The following is a 17,498-nucleotide window of genomic DNA, read 5'->3' as shown; positions in this document are numbered from 1 at the left end:
CCATATGGAACCATAAACAAACCAACTACAAAATCTAAAATCTCCAAAATCCAGAAAAAGAAAGACCGTCCCAAATTTTGTTTTGAGACGGCCTCGGACGGGTGGTGACGACCTTAAAAGAACAGTTTAACATCTTCTAATAGAAAGAATGGCATTTAATTCCTAAAAGCGATTTCCCTGCAATCGGTTCACGCTGATTGAATACTTTGGCGACGTTTCACCCCCACATTCCACAAAAAATGCAAGTTCCCCTCTTTTTCAGGTAATAAAAAACTCCGCCATGCGCGGAGCTTTTCATTATTGTGTACCAAAGCGTTTTTACTTCGCTTGCTGAAAAATTCAGAAACTGCCTTCTTGCGTTTACCGAACAGCGAATTGCAACCACGAACTGTTTTCGTGGTACTCTTCCACCACCTGTTCGTTGGCCGTTAGGTTGAAAGTGCCCATCAGCTGGCGGATTTCCTGCTGGAGCATATTGATGCCGCCATCAATCAGATCACTACGGAATCCCTCGTCGGCCAGTTTATGCACCAGGTCCATCGAAATAACGCGGCCCATCACCTGCCCCAACTCCACCAGTTTGCGCTGCGGCAATTGCAGGTTCAGGTTGAAGTTGAACAAGTCTTTCAGTTGGTCGGCAGAGCGGCTGGTCAGTTCATAGTCTTTCAGAAAGCGGAACAGGTTGGTTTCCTTCACCCGTTTCATTTGTTTTACCAGTCCTTCCGAAATTTGCGCATACAAAATATCGTTCGAACCCTCGAAAATCTGGAACGGACGGCTGTCGGTAATCCCGCGCCCGGCAATGTGGCTGTTGCGGTAAGCTTTCGCTCCCACCAGCTGGGTAACCGACTGGGCTGCCTGCTGCATCAAATCGGTCACGACCGATTTTACGGCGTTGGCTTCGATGCCAATGCCCGTCAGGTCTTTATCGAGCCCTGCATTCTTGGCGCTGTTGGCGCACATGGCCGAACAAACCGTAAACGATGCCTGCAATTTCGACAGGCGTTGCTGCACCTGGTCGTAGCTGAAGAGGCTTTTACCACCCACCAAACGCTGTTTGCAGTGGTTCAGCCCTTCATCCAGCATGCGGTGGATAAAGCCCATGCCCATGCCCGGAAATTGCATCCGGCTGCGGTGAAGCAGGTCGAGCATCATCTTCACCCCGGTACTTTGGGGCTGTAATTTGTGCGTTTTCGGGATTTTTACATCAATATGGTTGCGTCCGTAAGGAATTTGATACAGCCCGAGGTTGTCGTAAAACTCTTCCACTTTGATGCCCTGATCGGGTTGGGTGACATCGCAAATAAAAAAGTCGATGTCGCGTTGCAGGTCGCCTGCCGGAGTTTTTTGCCGGGCGGTGAGCAGCCAGAATTCGGCCCAACCGGTGAGGCCGGCCCAGTGTTTCTTGCCGTTCAATTGAAAATGGTCTTCTTCTTCGGTAAACGAAGTTTGCATATTCAAGGCATCGCTTCCGTAATCGGGTTCGGTAATCATCAGTCCGCCCATGTTTTTCTGTTCCAGAAAGCGTTTAAAAACTTCGGCTTTGGCCTTATGCGAGGCATACTTGCCAACCGGCTGCAGAAACAGGGCCGAGTTGATCCCAAATGTAAGTGAAAGCGCCAGCGACTCGTAGGAAGCCGCTTCGAGCAGCGCCAAATTTTCGTGCATCAGAGCACCGCGCCCGCCGTACTCCGTGGGGATGCCTATCGAAAGCGGATTGCTTTCCATGATCTCACGCAATACAAAGGGGGGTAATCCACGCTGCTGCGCATATTGGTTAATATCGCCACGCTGGTGATATACCAGTCTCATTTTGGCTTTTAGCTTTTCCAGAAATTGTTGGATCGGTTCTGTTGTATGAAATTGGGTCTCCAAGGTGAGGGTGTCCGTTAAAATAGTTTCATTCATTCTTCTAATAATCTGAGTAAAAAGGGAAAAAATTACCCCTGTGCAGAATGTAACACGGACTTGGGTTGAATGTTTTCAGTCGGGGTGTATTTAGAATGGCTGGGATTATGTGTGGCAGGCTTTCGCCCAAATGAATCGCTGTCGGAAACCGGCACTTTGGGGTATAAAAAAAAGCTTGTTCCCACGTGGAAACAAGCCTTTTATATATTAAGCTTTGTTTATGCTTATTCAGCAGGCGTTTCTTCCTGAGCTGCATCCTGGGCAGCATCCTGAGTTTCCGGCACTGTAGTCGGGAAGTTAGGAACAGCATTCGGATCAACTGCATTCTCAATCTGGTTTTTCATCGACGATTGATTGATCTGCTCGGCGGTACGCGGGATAAAAGCGCTTCCGGCAACCGACAGGAACAATAAGGCCCCAGCCAAAAACCAAGTTGCTTTTTCCAGGAAATCGGTGGTTTTACGAACCCCCATAATCTGGTTGGATGATTGGAAGTTGCTGGCTAAACCGCCACCTTTTGAATTTTGTACCAAAACAATCAGGATCAAAAGGATGCAAGTGATGAAAATTAAAACCGTGATCAGCGTGTACATGATTTACGTTTATTTAGTTCATTAATCTTTTTATTTCTTCAATTTGACCGGCAAAGTAAGTATTTTTTTCCGGATATTTCAAACTTAATTTTTCGTAGGCCAAAATTGCCTGCTTGTACAGTCCTTGCCGGGCATAGATCTTGGCCAACGTTTCAGTAACAAATTCGCTTTCAGCCTTTTTTGCAGAATTCGCGTCCTCGCTTGCCTCCGGCACCAACGCTTCTTTTTCAACCTGCTTTTTGCGGAACGATTTCACCAAGTCGGCCAATGATTCTTCCTGTTCTTCATGGCGGTTCAGCTGATAAGCTCCGGTCGCCAGATATTCCTTTGAAAGTAAATCCAGTTCATCCGCAGATTGAGCTGTATCCCCGGATTGCCCTTCCTCCATCAGGAAATAGTACAAGCGGCGGCGGTCTGCCACCCGGATCGCCCCTAATTTCAGGTAGTTGTCAAACTCCGGATCGTTCAGCGTTTTCAGGTTTTTCAGCAGCAACATCCAGGCCGCTTGAAATGCCGGATACTGCTGCACCAACGACTTCAACAGCGGTAAACTGTTTTCATCCAACGTTTCGGGATGTTGCAGGTAATTATGAAAATCGGAAAACAACATTACCAGTTTGCAATTGACGCGTTGAAAATATCTTCAGTAAGCTTCACCAGTATTTCCTCCATCAGGGCATCCTCTACTTCGTTCAACGATTGGGTGCTGTTGTAATCTTCATAAGCCGAGAATGATTTCTCCCAGTCATCGTCGTGATTCTTATTGTTGGTGTACTTTACTTTTATAGTGACAGTCAACCGGTTTTGGGCAGCTACATCCCCTTCCTTGATATTCATCGGGCGGGTTTCGTAGCCGGTAATTTGCCCTTCAAACTCCAGGTCTCCACTTTCAGAAAGCATGTCCAACGAGGTTTGGCGGGTTAGCTTGTCCTGCAACGCCTCGGTTAATTGCTGGCTCAGATTGGGGTTTACCAACCGAGCCCTATTGGGAAAGTAATATACGGTAAATGTCGCCACCTCCGGGGAAATGGCTGCCCCTGTAAACGAATACGAAACCCGGCATCCCTGTATCAGCGGGAACGAGCACAGCGCCAGCATAACATAAAAGAGAATTTTCCTGAATGATTTAGTCGATATCATATTCTTTAATTTTCCGGTAAAGGGTACGTTCCGAGATGCCCAGCTCCTGAGCGGCATATTTCCGTTTTCCCTTGTGTTTTTCCAAGGCTTTCTTAATTAATTCAATCTCTTTGTCTTCCAGCGAAAGCGACTCCTCCACAAACTCTTCGGTATCCTGGATATCATCGCGGTCAACAGATTCGAACTGCACCGGGTTTTGCGGAGCAGGCTCGGCTACAAAATGAGCTGGCTCTTTGCTATACAGGTTCCGGATGATCTGGGCATTTTCGGCATGAAACTCAGAGGGACTGGCTCCTTCATGCATCAGGTCGAGCACCAACTTTTTCAGGTCGTTCATATCCTTTTTCATGTCGAACAAAACCTGGTACAGGATCTCCCGTTCGTTGGAAAAGGTTTTTTCATCCACGCCCCGGTATAAAGCGGGCAGCTGCGGCTTGCCACCTGAGGGCAGGTAACTGCGCATGGCAGGCCCGGTAATGTTGCGTTCCTGTTCGATGATCGAGATTTGCTCGGTAATGTTTTTCAACTGCCGCACATTGCCTGGCCAACCAAAATGTTCGAGTACCTGACGGGCCTCCTCGTCCAGGCGCACCGGGGGCATACGATAGCGCTCGGCAAAATCCATGGCAAACTTACGGAATAGCAGAAAGATGTCTTCGGGACGGTCCCTAAGCGGCAACACCCGGATGGGCACCGTGTTGAGCCGGTAATACAAGTCTTCGCGAAACTTTCCGTTTTCGATGGCAAGAGGAATGTCCACATTAGTAGCGGCCACCACCCGCACATTGGTTTTCATCACCTTCGACGAACCCACCTTGATAAATTCGCCGGCCTCCAAAACGCGGAGCAAACGCACCTGGGTAGAAAGAGGCAACTCGCCAATTTCGTCCAAAAAGATGGTACCGCCATCAGCTTCCTCAAAGTATCCTTTCCGGTCGGCTAGAGCGCCTGTAAAAGCGCCCTTCTCATGGCCAAACAGTTCCGAATCGATTGTCCCCTCGGGAATGGCACCACAGTTTACAGCAATATATTTGCCGTGTTTCCGGGTCGAAAACTGATGGATGATTTGCGGAAAAACTTCTTTCCCGGTACCACTTTCACCGGTAATCAGAACCGACAAATCGGTAGGCGCTACCTGAACGGCCACTTCGATAGCCCGATTCAGCCCCAAAGCGTTTCCAATAATACCAAACCGTTGTTTTATTTCCTGAACGTCCATATTTCGGTATCCTAATTAATTCAGCAAAGTTACAATTTTAAGGCTAACTTTGGTTGCCGCATCAAGCGGCATACGAATAAAACCAACGTGTTTAACATTGCTTAAGAAAACCTTTCAGAAATAAATATACTCATCCGTCATGCATATTAATCATTTTTTGACAGGAGTAAATTGCTGATTTCAATATTGGTTGCTAAATTACCAGCGCCGTGACACTCTTCGAAACAGAGAAACTTAAAAACAATTGAACATGGGAAAAATTCTACTTATCCAATTCACATTCCTGCTTTTATCAGGCTTTCCCTCATTTGCGGCCACACCTGACCACAAAGAAGCAGACCTGGCCGAACTAAGCACGTGTACCGAAAACACCCTCATCCCGTTTAAAGCCAAAGGGGACTATTTTTCGGTGTGGGACGGAAAAGATTACACCCGGCTTTTTCTGAAAGGAATGAACCTGGGGATTGCCGTGCCAGGAACCTTGCCGGGAGAACTGGCTGCATCCAGCGAACAATATGCCCGCTGGTTTGCCCAGATGAAAGCAATAGGGTATAACAACTTGCGTATTTACACGCTGCACTTCCCACGGTTTTACGAAGAACTGGCCAAGTATAACGAAGCCCATCCGGAGAGCCCCTTGTTGCTGTTTCAGGGAATCTGGCTCGACGAACAGGAAACCGACCTGGATTTGTACCACCAAACCGATGCTTTCAACACCGAAATTGAGGAAGTGATTGATTGCGTACATGGCAACAGATCGATCGGGTTCCGTTACGGAAAGGCATATGGCACTTATACTGCTGATGTATCACCCTGGGTAATTGGCTACATCATCGGGCGCGAAGTTTTTCCGGGCGAACTTACCGTGACCAACGCGAACAACAGCGGTGTCAATTCATTCGCAGGCGATTTTTTGTCAATCAGCAACAGCACTCCAGCCGAGGCCTGGGTTTGTGCGCGGATGGACAAAACAGTTGCTTACGAATATGCGCAGTATGCCACCCAACGACCGGTTTGTTTTTCCAGCTGGCCAACCCTAGACCCACTCACCCACCCCACCGAAACCAACCGATACGACGGCGTGGAAGACCGCGAGTCGATCGACCTTTCCAAAGTGGACGGGTCGAAGGCAGAGGCAGGCTTTTTTGTTTCGTACCATGCCTACCCATATTACCCGGAATTTATTTCCGACCAGCCCGATTATATCCCCTATTCCGACGATTACGGTCCCAACAGTTACCTGGGCTATTTGTACGATTTGAAAGATCATTACCACAATATCCCCCTGGTAATTGCCGAGTTTGGAGTTCCTACCAGTTGGGGGATAGCCCATCTGGCGCAAAGCAAGATGCACCACGGAGGGGTGACGGAAAAACAACAGGGGACCTACACGATTCGTATGTTCGAAAATATGGAAACCGCCGGGCTTGCCGGGGGCATGCAGTTTTCGTGGCTGGATGAATGGTTCAAGCAGGCCTGGATTACCAACCCGTTGTCGGACAGCGAACGGAGATTTGTTTGGCACAACCTGACCAACCCGGAACAAAACTTCGGGATCATTACCTTCTCACCGGCTCCCAAAGCCAAAACGTCTATCGGGAAATATGCCTCATCCGCCATTACGGAGATCAAAGCATCAGCCGATCCAACCTACTTCAACCTGGACATACTCACTAAAACGCATAAATCCTTTGGCGAAGACTATTGGGTTGCGCTGGATACTTACGGGCCGGACATGGGTGAATCGATTTTGCCAAACGGAGAAAGCATTACGAACAACGGCGAAACACTCCGTGCCGAATTTGCACTGAGAATAAACCTGGCTGACTCGATGGCGCAACTTTATGTGACCAAGGCCTATGACACTTACGGCATCAAACTGCTCGACCGGTACGACACCATCATCTCGACGGTGACAGATGGTGAGCCCTGGAACGAGGTACGCTGGAAGGTAAACTATTCCAAAAACGACATTCAATACATTGGCCAGCTAAAAATCAGCCCGGCCAGCGATCCGTACAGTTTCCTGTCGCCTGTAAGCTGGAACTCTGACAGCATCAGCATCAAGCTGCCCTGGACCCTGATCAATTTCCGCGATCCGTCGCAGAAAAAAGTCACTCACTATACTTCCGAGAAAGTGGGCGACGTACTGACCATCCTTACCCGTGATGAAACATCCACGGGAATTGCCGCAACCGTGCTGCACCAGACGGAGAAACTTCAGACCAGCCGCTACAGCTGGGACAACTGGGATGCGATCGACATCATCCAAAACCCGCAATATGAACGGGAAAAACAGTCGGTACACTACCTGAAAGAACAACTTGGCCAATTCAACAACGCCCCCATTGCCAACTGCGAAACCTACCAGGTGAATGTTGGCGAATACTTGGAAACAACCGATGTAAACGGCCTGCTGGCCAACGACTTTGACTACGACCGGGGAACACTGGAGGTGGTGATTCCCAATGGCTACACCACCATGCAAGGAAACCTGTTTGTACACCCCGACGGGTCGTTTGCCTACGAGCCTTACGAAACGGCCAGCGGTACCGACCAATTTATGTACTATGTAACCGACGGCGATAAATACAGCCGCTTGGTTACGGCAACTATCCAGATCAATACGAATGGCACTTCGGCCAATACACCAATTGCCGACAATAAGGTTTCTGTGTATCCCAACCCTTCATCCGGGAGATATCTGGTTAACTTTTCGGACAACCAACAGATTTCCGATATCACCATCACCAATTCAACCGGCATGTTGGTACGGAAGATCAACACCTTGTCCAACAACGAAACCATCGATTTGAGTGACCAACAACCCGGGATCTTCTTCCTCAACTTCGGGCTGAACAACAGGCGGGTAACCAAACAATTGATCAAGCTGTAAGAAACCTGCCATCGCCTCAAAATACAACAGCCCCATCCGGTTATCTTTCGGATGGGGCTGTCAGTTTGAATGATATTACATGTTATTTGGGCCGATTATTACGTTCCTCCATATTCCGCAATCCAACGCGCGCCATATTTCCCCAGCTCCTCTTCCTCAGCACAAAATAATCGAAGTTCCCCCGGATGGCCGAGTAAAGCACAATGGGGTGAAACAGGAGCGGCTCAAACAAAGCTGCAACTAACTGCCGCAGTACCATACTTTTCTTCTTGTACCGGTAAAAAGCGATATGGTCGAAAAGAATGGCATAGCTGGTAAAAAACACCGAAAAGAAATAAACAAAAAAGAGGGTTATAAAAAAGTAAGGCCAGTTTGCATACCCCAACAGGGCAATGGTAATAAAATATACAATACCAAATATTTCAACAATCGGGGCCATCCATTCAAACAAAACCCAGAAAGGATGGGACACCAAGCCCATGGTTTTGTATTTCGGGTTGAGGAAAATATTCCAGTGCGAAAATAAGGTTTCGATGGTTCCGCGGGTCCAGCGGTTTCGCTGGCGCACCAGCACCTTCAATTTACCGGGAGCTTCGGTCCAGCAAAGCGGGTCGGGAATATATTCCACCCGGTAATCTTTTTTATTTTCGGCCATGTACTTACGCATGCGCACCACCAGCTCCATGTCTTCGCCCACTGTAAACCGGTGATATCCGCCGCAAGCAATAACAATTTCCTTATCGAAGAGGCCCAATGCTCCGGAGATAATCAACAAACCGTTTAGACGGCTCCAAGCCAGGCGCCCCATCAAAAAAGCGCGGTTGTACTCCAGTACCTGAAACAGCGGCAAGGGCTTTTTGGGCAGGTTTATTTTCACCAAATGCCCGTCCTGAATTTCACACGAATTGGCAATCCGGATTACCCCGCCTGTTGCAATTACCTTGGTATCTGTTTCTTCCAGGAAGGGCTTCACCATTTTTTGCAAAGCATACGGATCGATGATCGAGTCAGCATCAATGGAAATGAAATATTTTCCACGGGCCACATTTAAACCGGCGTTTAAGGCATCGGCCTTTCCACCGTTCACCTTATCGATAACCGTCAGGTTGTTTAAAGCCCGCTTTTTCGATTTATAAACCCCCCTGATCTCCGTACAGAATATCCGCTCATCAATCACGTAGGGTACCTTTTCCAGGTCGAAAGCTTCGATGGTTTTCAGCAGCGTATCATCGGTGCTTCCGTCATTAATTACCACCACCTCAAAGTTTGTGTAATACAGGGCCAACAGCGCTTTGATGTTTTCAACAATATTCAACCCCTCATTAAAAGCAGGCGCCAGAATGGTAATAGAAGGGGCAAATGGCGACGAAAGCACCTCATCCTGCCCGGCAACCTTGGCAGATAAGTAATAACGACGAAGTACGAAAGCAGAAATTACGGCCAGGATGGTGTATGCGAAAAAGATAGCAATCGCATAATAGAAAATGAAACTCTCCACCCAAAACGATATGATTTTAGCGATGATATCCATTAGTTTCTTGTGTCTTTGATGTGTTCAACAAATTTATTCAGACTTATGTCTTCTGCTTCGCTATATTCTTTCAGAAAGGCTTTTCCTGCTTCTCCCATACGATAGAGGACCCGCGTGGCCTCAGTTTTCAGCCGAACATCATCGCCGGAAACCACTTCGGCCAAAAAATCAATGTCTGACTTATCGCCCAAAACATCCAGGACCTGCAGAATCTCAATTTTATTTTGATAATCTTCCTGTCCGTACCGTTTTTTAATTTCCGCCTTTGCCTCAAACAAATTCAAACTACGGATGGTCTGATAGACATAGGCACGGGTTTCAGCATTCGGGTGGTCCAACATTTTTATTAGTTGCTCCTCATTTTCGTTTTGTTGAAAATAGTTGATCATCCTCACCGAAAAATCCTGCACGTCCTTGTTGGGCGAATGAAGCCAGGCTCCAAACGAAGGGACTTCCTTTTCATGCAATTTCACATAGTTCAAAATATTCAGCTGAACCCACTTTGACAACGGGCTTTTCAAATCGTCCAGAAAATCAAAAGAGGCCTCTTTATCCAGATAAGCATATGCGATTTGGGCTTCGCTGCGGACAAGGTCGTTCTTGTCGCGAACGTATTTAATGATTAGCTCACGCGCACCCGACGGATACATATTGGAAAGCTCGCGGATGCCACGCACCCGGCGATGGGTATAAAATGAGGAGATGCGTTTTTCCGAAACCTTCTGCAAATCCAGTCGTTTGTATAGGTTCAGTATCCGGTCGCGGTATTCGCCCGAAAGGTTTCGCTGATAATTGAACAGCATATCAATCAGCACATTTCTGCCCAATGGACTATTCACCTTTCTCAATTTTCTCAGGGTTTCTTCTTCATCCACATCGTAGAACAGGTAATCCGTAAGCAACTGCTCTAATTGCTCATTCAATTTTTTCCGGTAAAGCTCACGGCCACTTTTGTAGAAAGTGGTAATTAACAGGAATAACGCCACCAGGATGATATTCAGGATAAAGGTCAGACTCAGAAAAATCAACAGAATTAACACGGGTATATCGAACACCACCCCCAGTACATATGCTAAAAATTCATGGGTTTTCGGAGAGAAAATACGCTCGCTGGTTGCCAGTAACAGCTGGTGCAACTCATTGCAACGTTCCGACCAGAAGGAGCGGTGAGGAATTTTATCGGCTTTTTGCTCAACGTATTTTTCAACAATTGACATGGCCGTCCCCTGACTTTCCGAAGTCGTTGTTTCGCCAACGTTGGTAGTTTCGGCTTCCTGGACATGGCCGGCCACGGCTGTTTCAGGAACAGGCTCCTGAGCAGCTTGTGCCCAAACTGACAGCTGACTGATCAGGAAAATGGCAAATAGGTTTAAAATTTTCTTCTTCATACGCTAAAACAAAAATGAAAGGGCGGTTCTGAAACTAAATTGGTCGCGTCTGAGATTATGCTGATATTCGGCATTTTCGTAACCCCCTTCGATTTCGAAAAGCAAAAAGTTCGAAATTTTTTGTTTCCACTCCAGCTCTACCCGCCACGAGCTCAGATCGGGAATCGCCTGTCCGCTGGTATAGAAATACGGATTATCGGGTGATATTCCTGTTCCCAGCACCAGTTCCAGGTAACTCTCATCCTTTTTCAGGTAGTTCCGGGCCGAAAGCATGTAGCGCGAAGAGGTATCGGTTCCGTCGTAAATGAAATACGGGCGGAACGAGAACCAGAACTTACCCAGGTATTTGGCCAGCGAACCAGTATAAATGTGGATATTCAGGTCATCGGCCCCGGCTAACGGAAAATTCATAAACCGATAGCCGAGCGAGGCTTCAATTTCGTACTTAAACACATGCCAATACTCAATGCCAAAGCGGTTTTGCGGGAAATAATCGTCGCCCGACCAGGCATAGTTCAGGAACATGTTATTGTGCTCATCGATCTTTGGATACAGTTCCAGCGCATATTGCGTGGAAACCTGGTTGGAAAAAAGGCTTTCGCCGGATTGAACCATATCGCCCCAATATACTTTCGCGTAAAAGTCGCCAAAGGTAGTACGCCGCCCGTAGCCCAATGAGCTCATGTGCCAACGACGTTTATACGGATCATCAAACGTATCGAAATAATGCTCCAGCCGGATGATGTGCTGGTAATCAGCTCCGGCGGCTTTCTTTAACTGCGGCAGGTCTTCCAACCCGGGGTCAAGCACTTCTATCGCACCCAGGGTTTGCCTGGCCGCTTTAAAATCACTGTCAGCCGTTTGTATTCGGGCTTTTTTCACCAGCAGGGGCACGTCGTCGGGGAACAAGATTAACGCCTTATTCACCTGATCCAAGGCTGATTTCAAATTCTCGTCCCACAAATAAAAATCCACCAATGCACTGTTGGCTTCGTAGTTTTTGGGATCGCTGTCCAGCACCGGCTGAATATTTTCGCGGGCAGCAGGATAATCCTTTTGCCAGGCATACGAACGGGCCATCAGGATCCGGGCATCGGTATAGGTGGGATAGGCCTCCAGTATTTTTTGTGTCAGCTCAATTGCCTCCTGATAATTACCGTCCACCGATTTCTGGCGGGCCACCTGGAATAAGGAGTCAGCATTTAAACTTATCTCCTCCTGGGAAATAGCCGGAACAACAAATAATAGCGTGAAAACGGAAAGTAGAAATAGTCTCATTTACTGAAGAAGTTTTCGGATTCGTATAGTGAGTTCACTAAGGCTGAATGGCTTGACTACATAATCGTCGGCCCCAAGCTCAAAGGCTTTCAGAACGGTGTCTTCGGCGCCGTCGGCCGATAAAACCAGGATTGGGGTTTTGTTTTGCCATTCGTTGCGCAGTGTATTGATTACTTCGTGCCCGTTCACATACGGCATGTACAGATCGGTGATCAACAGGTCCACCTCGTTGTTCTCCAGGTAACTCAGGCATTCTTTACCATCCTGCGCTTTGATGACTTCATAGCCATCCCGTAAAAGTTTATGATTGATCGTCTCCAGGATAAGTTTATTATCTTCCGCGACAAGGATCTTTTTCATGAAAGTGATTTTTGGTTAAGCAATTCCGATAATTCCAGCAAATATATTATATAGGTAATGATTATAAACAATTTAGATCATAATTGTGCCAAATTATAATTAATGAACGAAATTACCAATACAGTCTGAAAAATTTATTCTCATTAACTACCCCGCCAGATCGATTGTTCAGCTCAATTCGACTTTTTATTACCTAATGAACAGACCTACGTCCCTGCGTCGAATGAAAGCCTTGCATATATCCCTGCCAATGAAGAAATTAATCTATCGCTAAAGAATTGAGCATTTCACCCCGCCGGAAGAATATATTTTAGGTGTCAACCTGCCAAAAAAGCTGGTCTTTTCTATTTTTGCAAAACAAAAAAGTACGCACATGAAATTTGTTGCCATCATTCCGGCCCGTTACCAGTCCACCCGTTTCCCAGGCAAACCGCTGGCCATGCTGGGTGAGAAACCCATCATCCAGCACGTTTACGAAAATGCATCATCGGCCATCGATGCTGTTTACGTAGCAACCGATGATGATCGGATTGCCAGCGTAGTGAACAATTTTGGCGGGCAGGTGGTGATGACCCGTGCAGACCATCCAAGCGGCACCGACCGCTGTGCCGAAGCGGCAGCCTCTATTTCGAAGGAGTGCCCCGTGGATGTGATCATCAACATCCAGGGCGATGAACCCTTTGTCCGGGCAGAACAACTCCAGGCGCTGAGAGATTGTTTCGCCGACCCGGCCACCGATATTGCCACCCTGGTAAAAAAGATCGACAGCGAAGAGGTTCTTTTTAATCCCAACCGCCCCAAGGTAGTTTTCGATGCAAACCAGTATGCGTTACTGTTCAGTCGATCAACCATTCCGTACATTCGCGGAAAGGAACCACACGGCTGGCTGCACGCCCATCCGTTTTATGCACACCTGGGCATGTACGCCTATCGTGCCGGGGTTTTAGACGAGATCACCCGGCTCAGTCCCTCGTCCCTGGAACTGGCTGAATCGCTCGAACAATTGCGTTGGCTCGAAAATGGCTACAAAATTAAAATTGCCGAAACCGAATTTGAGAGCATCGGTATTGATACGCCGGAAGACCTGGAACAGGCAAAAGCATTTTTAGGCTTGTAAGATCCACGGCAAGACTTTGCATATTCGAACCTGAACAAATTGCCCTTTGTAACGTATTCATCTTGAAACAAAAACAGCACAAATGGCAAACCGACGTTTCTTTATCAAATCAATCGCAGCACTGACTGCCGGTCTTTCCGCGACTCCGGGAATTTCATCCAACCCGCAGAACAGCGAGTCTGACCGGTTGGGCAGCATACTGCCAAAACGAAAACTGGGAAGGACAAACGAACAAGTGACCATGCTCGGTACAGGCGGCTACCACATTGGCTGGACCACCGAACGCGATGCCCAGGAAGTGATTGAAGCGGCCCTGGAAGGCGGCGTCCGATTTTTTGATACGGCTGAAAGCTACTCGGCCGGCCTCAGCGAAACACGGTATGGTAAATACCTGACCCCCAAGTACCGAGACCTGATTTTCCTGATGAGCAAAACAACCGGCAAAGACGCCAAAACCGTCCGCGACCATCTGGAAGGCACGCTCCGCCGCCTGCGGACCGATCAGCTTGATTTGTACCAGGTGCATGCCATCAGCACGCCGGATGATGTGGACAACCGCATCAGCCAGGGTGTTCTGGAAGAAATGCAGAAAGCCAAGAAAGAAGGGAAAATCAGGCATATCGGCTTTACGGGACACCAAAATCCCTTTGCCCACCTGCGAATGTTGGAACAGACCAACAACCTGGAAGTATTCGATACCGTACTGATGCCTGTCAACGTACTCGACCAGTCGTATTTTAGTTTCATTGAAAATGTGATGCCTAAGGCCCTGGCCCGTAACCTGGGCATTTTGGCTATTAAATCATTGGCTGACGGTCGTTTCTTCTCCGAAAAAAACAAGCCAACTGGACCACTGACGATCCGGTCATCCCCAATTACCTGAGCATCAAAGAGGCCATGTACTTTGTTTGGTCGCTACCGGTCTCCGTACTGATCGCAGGTTGTGAAAATGCTACTTATATGCGTGAAAAAATTGAGTTGGCACGCAACTTCGGCTCCTTATCCGATGGACAAAAACAGGCGCTAATCGAAAAAGTAAAAACAAAAGCGCTGGAAGGCACCATCGAATATTTCAAACGAAAAGAAGCCTGATTCACAACCATCAACAATCCGCAGCAGCCGACTTAAGCGCTTACAACAACCTCATTATGAACTTGTTTCCGGATTTGTTCACGCAAGCAAGAGCCCCCAATCCGCAAATTACCGGATTGGGGACTATTGCTTTCAGGAAACCTGACAACATCTTCTCAGTCAGCCTTCGTGATCCCACAGAACAGCTAGCTATTGTTTTGCCACTTCCAGCGCTTTGGTGGTGGTATAGTACTTGGTGATCATGTTTGGCACTTCCCATTCGGGCAGTTTTCCCCATTTCAGGTAGCGCAGGTATTTTTCGGTAACCTGTCCGAAATGGGCCTCATGCCCCACTTTATACTGGTTCGGAATTTCAACCGTCCACAGTTTATCTTCCAGTTTCACCAGTTTAAGTCCGGGGTACATGGTAGCAATATCCTGGTTGATGGCTTTCGACAAACCTCCTTCAAAAGTTTCCAGCCCTTCGTCAATCGTGGCACGAATGTAAACAGTGGGCAGATAATTTTCTTCGGCTCCTTGTTTGATAACCACATCGCACAACGACCCGCGCATAATGCTGTAATGGGTATCGCCGGTACCTTCCGGAGCTTCAAAGTTCCAGATTACCGACACCTTGGCATATTTTCCTTTCAGTTTATACGTAAACTCACCGTTACAGAAATAATGCAATTTGCCATCCACAATGTCTTTTTGAAGGAAAGTCGGAAAATCATCCAGCTGGGTAACCTTTTTAAATTGGTCCAAGGTCATTTCGGTGGGCCAACGACTGGCTTTCAGCATTTCAACGTCCGATTTCTGCAGTGGCTGCTCCGGGAAGGCTTCCCATTGGATCAGGTCAACCAGGTGGGTGGTCACGTCAACAATCCCTTCGCCTTGCTGTTCGGTATCGAAAAACCAGTCGGGACGTTTCAGCGGATTGCCGGCCACGTATTTGAAGATATGGTGTACACTTTCCTTGGTGATGGCCGGTTCATCAGGCGTTCCTTCCTGTAGCACGCCAAACACCTCGGGCACTTTCGACAGCTCCCGCTGAATGATGGTGGTGATCTCATGGCGCTCGGTCATGATGTCGTACAGCAACACGCCGTTCGCCGCCGCCGACTGAAAAGCCTGCTCCAGCAAAGCAAAATCGCCGGTATTAATGGCCATGGGTTTGTCAGCAAAAATATGAATGCCGGCATCGGCCGCCGCCTTAATGTATTCTGTCTTTTTGGCGTTATTGCCCGAAACCATCATGACGTTTCCCGGCTTTTCGGCCAGCATCTTGTCCAGGTAATCAGCGCCGGTATATACTTTTTCTACCCAACTGGTTGGATCCATCTCCCGTGTATTAAACCCGTCAATCCGGGCCAGGTGGTCCTGCAGATCCGAACCTTCTGGAGCATAAACAAATACAGTGGGATCCACCTGTTCGTACATCGTTTTTTGAACCAGCGCAGCATGAAAATGCCCCGGATCAAGGGTCATCAGTTTCACTTCGCCTTTAGCGCCGGTAAAAGTGGATTGGGTTTTTTCCGTTTCGGTCGCTTTTTGTCCGCTGCCGGCGCAAGCTGCCGTAACAGTCACCAAAAGGATCAGGGAATAGTGGGATAGGTTTTTCATTTGTATCGATTATAAAAGATTAGTTTGCTCGTATTTACAAAAATAAACTTTTTCAGCCAGCAAACACAAAAGCCTGTCTATCCGCCAGGCTTTTGTTGTTTCTTCCAAGTTTATTCCACTACGAATTGGCCAGCATCCGTTCGATGCCCATCTCCAGGCCCGACAGCTCGGCCAGGCCTTTGAGCCGTCCGATGAGCGGATAGCCGGGATTGGCCGCTTTGCTGTAATCGTCGAGCATTTTGATACCGTGGTCGGGACGCACCGGGATGCGTACATCGGGGCGGCCTTCTTCGGCACGCCGCTGTTGCTCTTCGAGCAAAGCCTTCATGATCGGGAACATGTCCACATCGCCGTAAATGTGTCCCGACTCGTGGAAACAGCCATCGGGCAAAAACACATTGTTGCGCAGATGGGTGAAATGGATGCGGTGTCCCAGCTTTTTTACGATGCCGGGCAGATCGTTCTCACGATTCACCGACAACGATCCTGTGCAAAAGGTAATCCCGTTCGACACAGAATCCACCTGATCGCAAATCCATTCCAGGTCGCTTTGCGTGCTCACAATGCGCGGCAGCCCCAACACCGGGAAGGGCGGGTCGTCGGCATGAATGCACAATTTCATGCCATATTCTTCGGCTACCGGGACCACATCGTTCAAAAACATCGCCAGGTGCTGCCGCAAGCGGTCGGCGTCAATCTCTTTGTAGGTATCAATAAATTCGAGGAACAGCTTTTTGTAGTCGGGCGCCGAGCCATCCACCACCCCGTCGATAAAACCTTGGGTAACCACAATGATGTTGTACGCCAGCCGTTCCTGCTCTTCAACGCTCATCGTTTGCGCCAGCTTCCGGGCTTTCTCTATAATGTCAGGCGGATAATCCTGTTCGGCCCCCGGCCGTTTCAGGATGAAAGCATCGAAAGCCACAAAAGTCGGAAAGTCGAAAAACATGACCTCTCCCCCGCTGTCGAGCTTGTAATGCAGGTCGGTTCGCACCCAGTCGAGCACCGGCATAAAGTTGTAGCACACCCGGTCGATCCCGCACTTGCCCAGGTTGCGCAGCGATTCCTGGTAATTAGCCACCAGGCGGCCATAGTCGGCGTTGTGCGTTTTAATGCCTTCGGATACCGGCAGGCTCTCCACTACCGACCAGCGCATGCCGTGTGCTTCAATCTGTGTTTTCACGCGCATAATTTCGTCCACCGGCCAAACCTCCCCGTTCGGGATGTGGTGCAAGGCTGTCACCACCCCCTCGATGCCCATCTGCCGCAAATCGGCCAGGCTCACCTGATCGTTGGCGCCAAACCAACGCCATGTTTTTTCCAATCCCATAAGAAGTTTCGAGTTACAAATTCCAAGTGTTTACTCCGGCCACT

Annotated in this window: 15 protein-coding genes; 4 read left to right on the top strand and 11 right to left on the bottom strand. The window is 48.3% G+C overall.

The window, feature by feature from the left end; all coding sequences use genetic code 11:
• Positions 1–360: 360 nt before the first annotated feature.
• From N2K84_RS14715 to N2K84_RS14695, 5 genes are all read right to left on the bottom strand, one after another.
• Positions 361–1,908 carry an acyl-CoA dehydrogenase family protein gene (locus N2K84_RS14715; RefSeq protein WP_282592585.1) on the bottom strand — a complete coding sequence of 516 codons (1,548 nt, stop codon included), beginning with the start codon at positions 1,906–1,908 and terminating at the stop codon, positions 361–363.
• Between the two features lie 224 nt (positions 1,909–2,132).
• Positions 2,133–2,501 carry a preprotein translocase subunit SecG gene (secG, locus tag N2K84_RS14710; RefSeq protein ID WP_282592584.1) on the bottom strand — a complete coding sequence of 123 codons (369 nt, stop codon included), beginning with the start codon at positions 2,499–2,501 and terminating at the stop codon, positions 2,133–2,135.
• 13 nt (positions 2,502–2,514) lie between these two features.
• Positions 2,515–3,111: a hypothetical protein gene (locus N2K84_RS14705; protein WP_282592583.1), complete on the bottom strand. Its 597-nt coding sequence runs from the start codon at positions 3,109–3,111 to the stop codon at positions 2,515–2,517.
• Positions 3,111–3,641 carry an LptE family protein gene (locus N2K84_RS14700; RefSeq protein ID WP_282592582.1) on the bottom strand — a complete coding sequence of 177 codons (531 nt, stop codon included), beginning with the start codon at positions 3,639–3,641 and terminating at the stop codon, positions 3,111–3,113. The genes N2K84_RS14705 and N2K84_RS14700 overlap by 1 nt, the downstream gene beginning before the upstream one ends.
• Complete coding sequence (locus N2K84_RS14695) at positions 3,628–4,860, bottom strand: sigma-54 interaction domain-containing protein (protein WP_282592581.1); 1,233 nt, start codon at positions 4,858–4,860, stop codon at positions 3,628–3,630. Before N2K84_RS14695 ends, N2K84_RS14700 begins: the two co-directional genes overlap by 14 nt.
• A gap of 250 nt (positions 4,861–5,110) precedes the next feature.
• Between N2K84_RS14695 and N2K84_RS14690 the strand changes: the two genes are divergently transcribed.
• A complete protein-coding gene (locus N2K84_RS14690; RefSeq protein WP_282592580.1) occupies positions 5,111–7,756 on the top strand; it encodes a T9SS type A sorting domain-containing protein in 2,646 nt (881 codons plus the stop codon).
• A gap of 82 nt (positions 7,757–7,838) precedes the next feature.
• On the opposite strand, the gene N2K84_RS14685 is transcribed toward N2K84_RS14690, so the two are convergent.
• From N2K84_RS14685 to N2K84_RS14670, 4 genes are read right to left on the bottom strand one after another with little or no spacing between them, the layout of a single operon-like run.
• On the bottom strand, positions 7,839–9,254 hold the full coding sequence (locus N2K84_RS14685) for a glycosyltransferase family 2 protein (protein WP_282592579.1): 1,416 nt from the start codon (positions 9,252–9,254) through the stop codon (positions 7,839–7,841).
• 32 nt (positions 9,255–9,286) lie between these two features.
• Positions 9,287–10,675, bottom strand: coding sequence for a HEAT repeat domain-containing protein (locus tag N2K84_RS14680; protein WP_282592578.1), 1,389 nt, complete (start codon positions 10,673–10,675; stop codon positions 9,287–9,289).
• 3 nt (positions 10,676–10,678) lie between these two features.
• Positions 10,679–11,953 carry a YaiO family outer membrane beta-barrel protein gene (locus N2K84_RS14675; protein WP_282592577.1) on the bottom strand — a complete coding sequence of 425 codons (1,275 nt, stop codon included), beginning with the start codon at positions 11,951–11,953 and terminating at the stop codon, positions 10,679–10,681.
• Entirely contained in the window at positions 11,954–12,313 is a 360-nt protein-coding gene (locus N2K84_RS14670; RefSeq protein ID WP_282592576.1) for a response regulator transcription factor, read from the bottom strand. It abuts the gene before it with no gap.
• Positions 12,314–12,686: 373 nt separating this feature from the next.
• On the opposite strand from N2K84_RS14670, the gene kdsB reads away from it, so the two are divergent.
• The 3 genes from kdsB to N2K84_RS14655 all read left to right on the top strand — a co-directional run bounded on the left by kdsB (position 12,687) and on the right by N2K84_RS14655 (position 14,522).
• Positions 12,687–13,430: a 3-deoxy-manno-octulosonate cytidylyltransferase gene (kdsB, locus tag N2K84_RS14665; RefSeq protein ID WP_282592575.1), complete on the top strand. Its 744-nt coding sequence runs from the start codon at positions 12,687–12,689 to the stop codon at positions 13,428–13,430.
• 82 nt (positions 13,431–13,512) lie between these two features.
• The gene (locus N2K84_RS14660) at positions 13,513–14,313 is read left to right on the top strand and encodes an aldo/keto reductase (protein WP_282592574.1); all 801 of its coding nucleotides are present in this window, start codon (positions 13,513–13,515) and stop codon (positions 14,311–14,313) included.
• Between the two features lie 77 nt (positions 14,314–14,390).
• Positions 14,391–14,522, top strand: a complete 132-nt coding sequence (locus tag N2K84_RS14655; RefSeq protein ID WP_282592573.1) for a hypothetical protein — start codon at positions 14,391–14,393, stop codon at positions 14,520–14,522.
• Positions 14,523–14,711: 189 nt separating this feature from the next.
• On the opposite strand, the gene N2K84_RS14650 is transcribed toward N2K84_RS14655, so the two are convergent.
• Both N2K84_RS14650 and uxuA read right to left on the bottom strand, forming a co-directional pair.
• A complete protein-coding gene (locus N2K84_RS14650) occupies positions 14,712–16,124 on the bottom strand; it encodes a putative oxidoreductase C-terminal domain-containing protein (protein WP_282592572.1) in 1,413 nt (470 codons plus the stop codon).
• Positions 16,125–16,242: 118 nt separating this feature from the next.
• Positions 16,243–17,454 carry a mannonate dehydratase gene (uxuA, locus tag N2K84_RS14645; RefSeq protein WP_282592571.1) on the bottom strand — a complete coding sequence of 404 codons (1,212 nt, stop codon included), beginning with the start codon at positions 17,452–17,454 and terminating at the stop codon, positions 16,243–16,245.
• Positions 17,455–17,498: the final 44 nt, after the last annotated feature.

Origin of the sequence: Gaoshiqia sediminis, assembly GCF_025907915.1 — a bacterium.
In the GTDB taxonomy this organism is placed as follows: domain Bacteria; phylum Bacteroidota; class Bacteroidia; order Bacteroidales; family Prolixibacteraceae; genus Gaoshiqia; species Gaoshiqia sediminis.
Note: the sequence above shows the minus strand (reverse complement) of the source record. Positions and strands in the feature narration are given on the sequence as shown.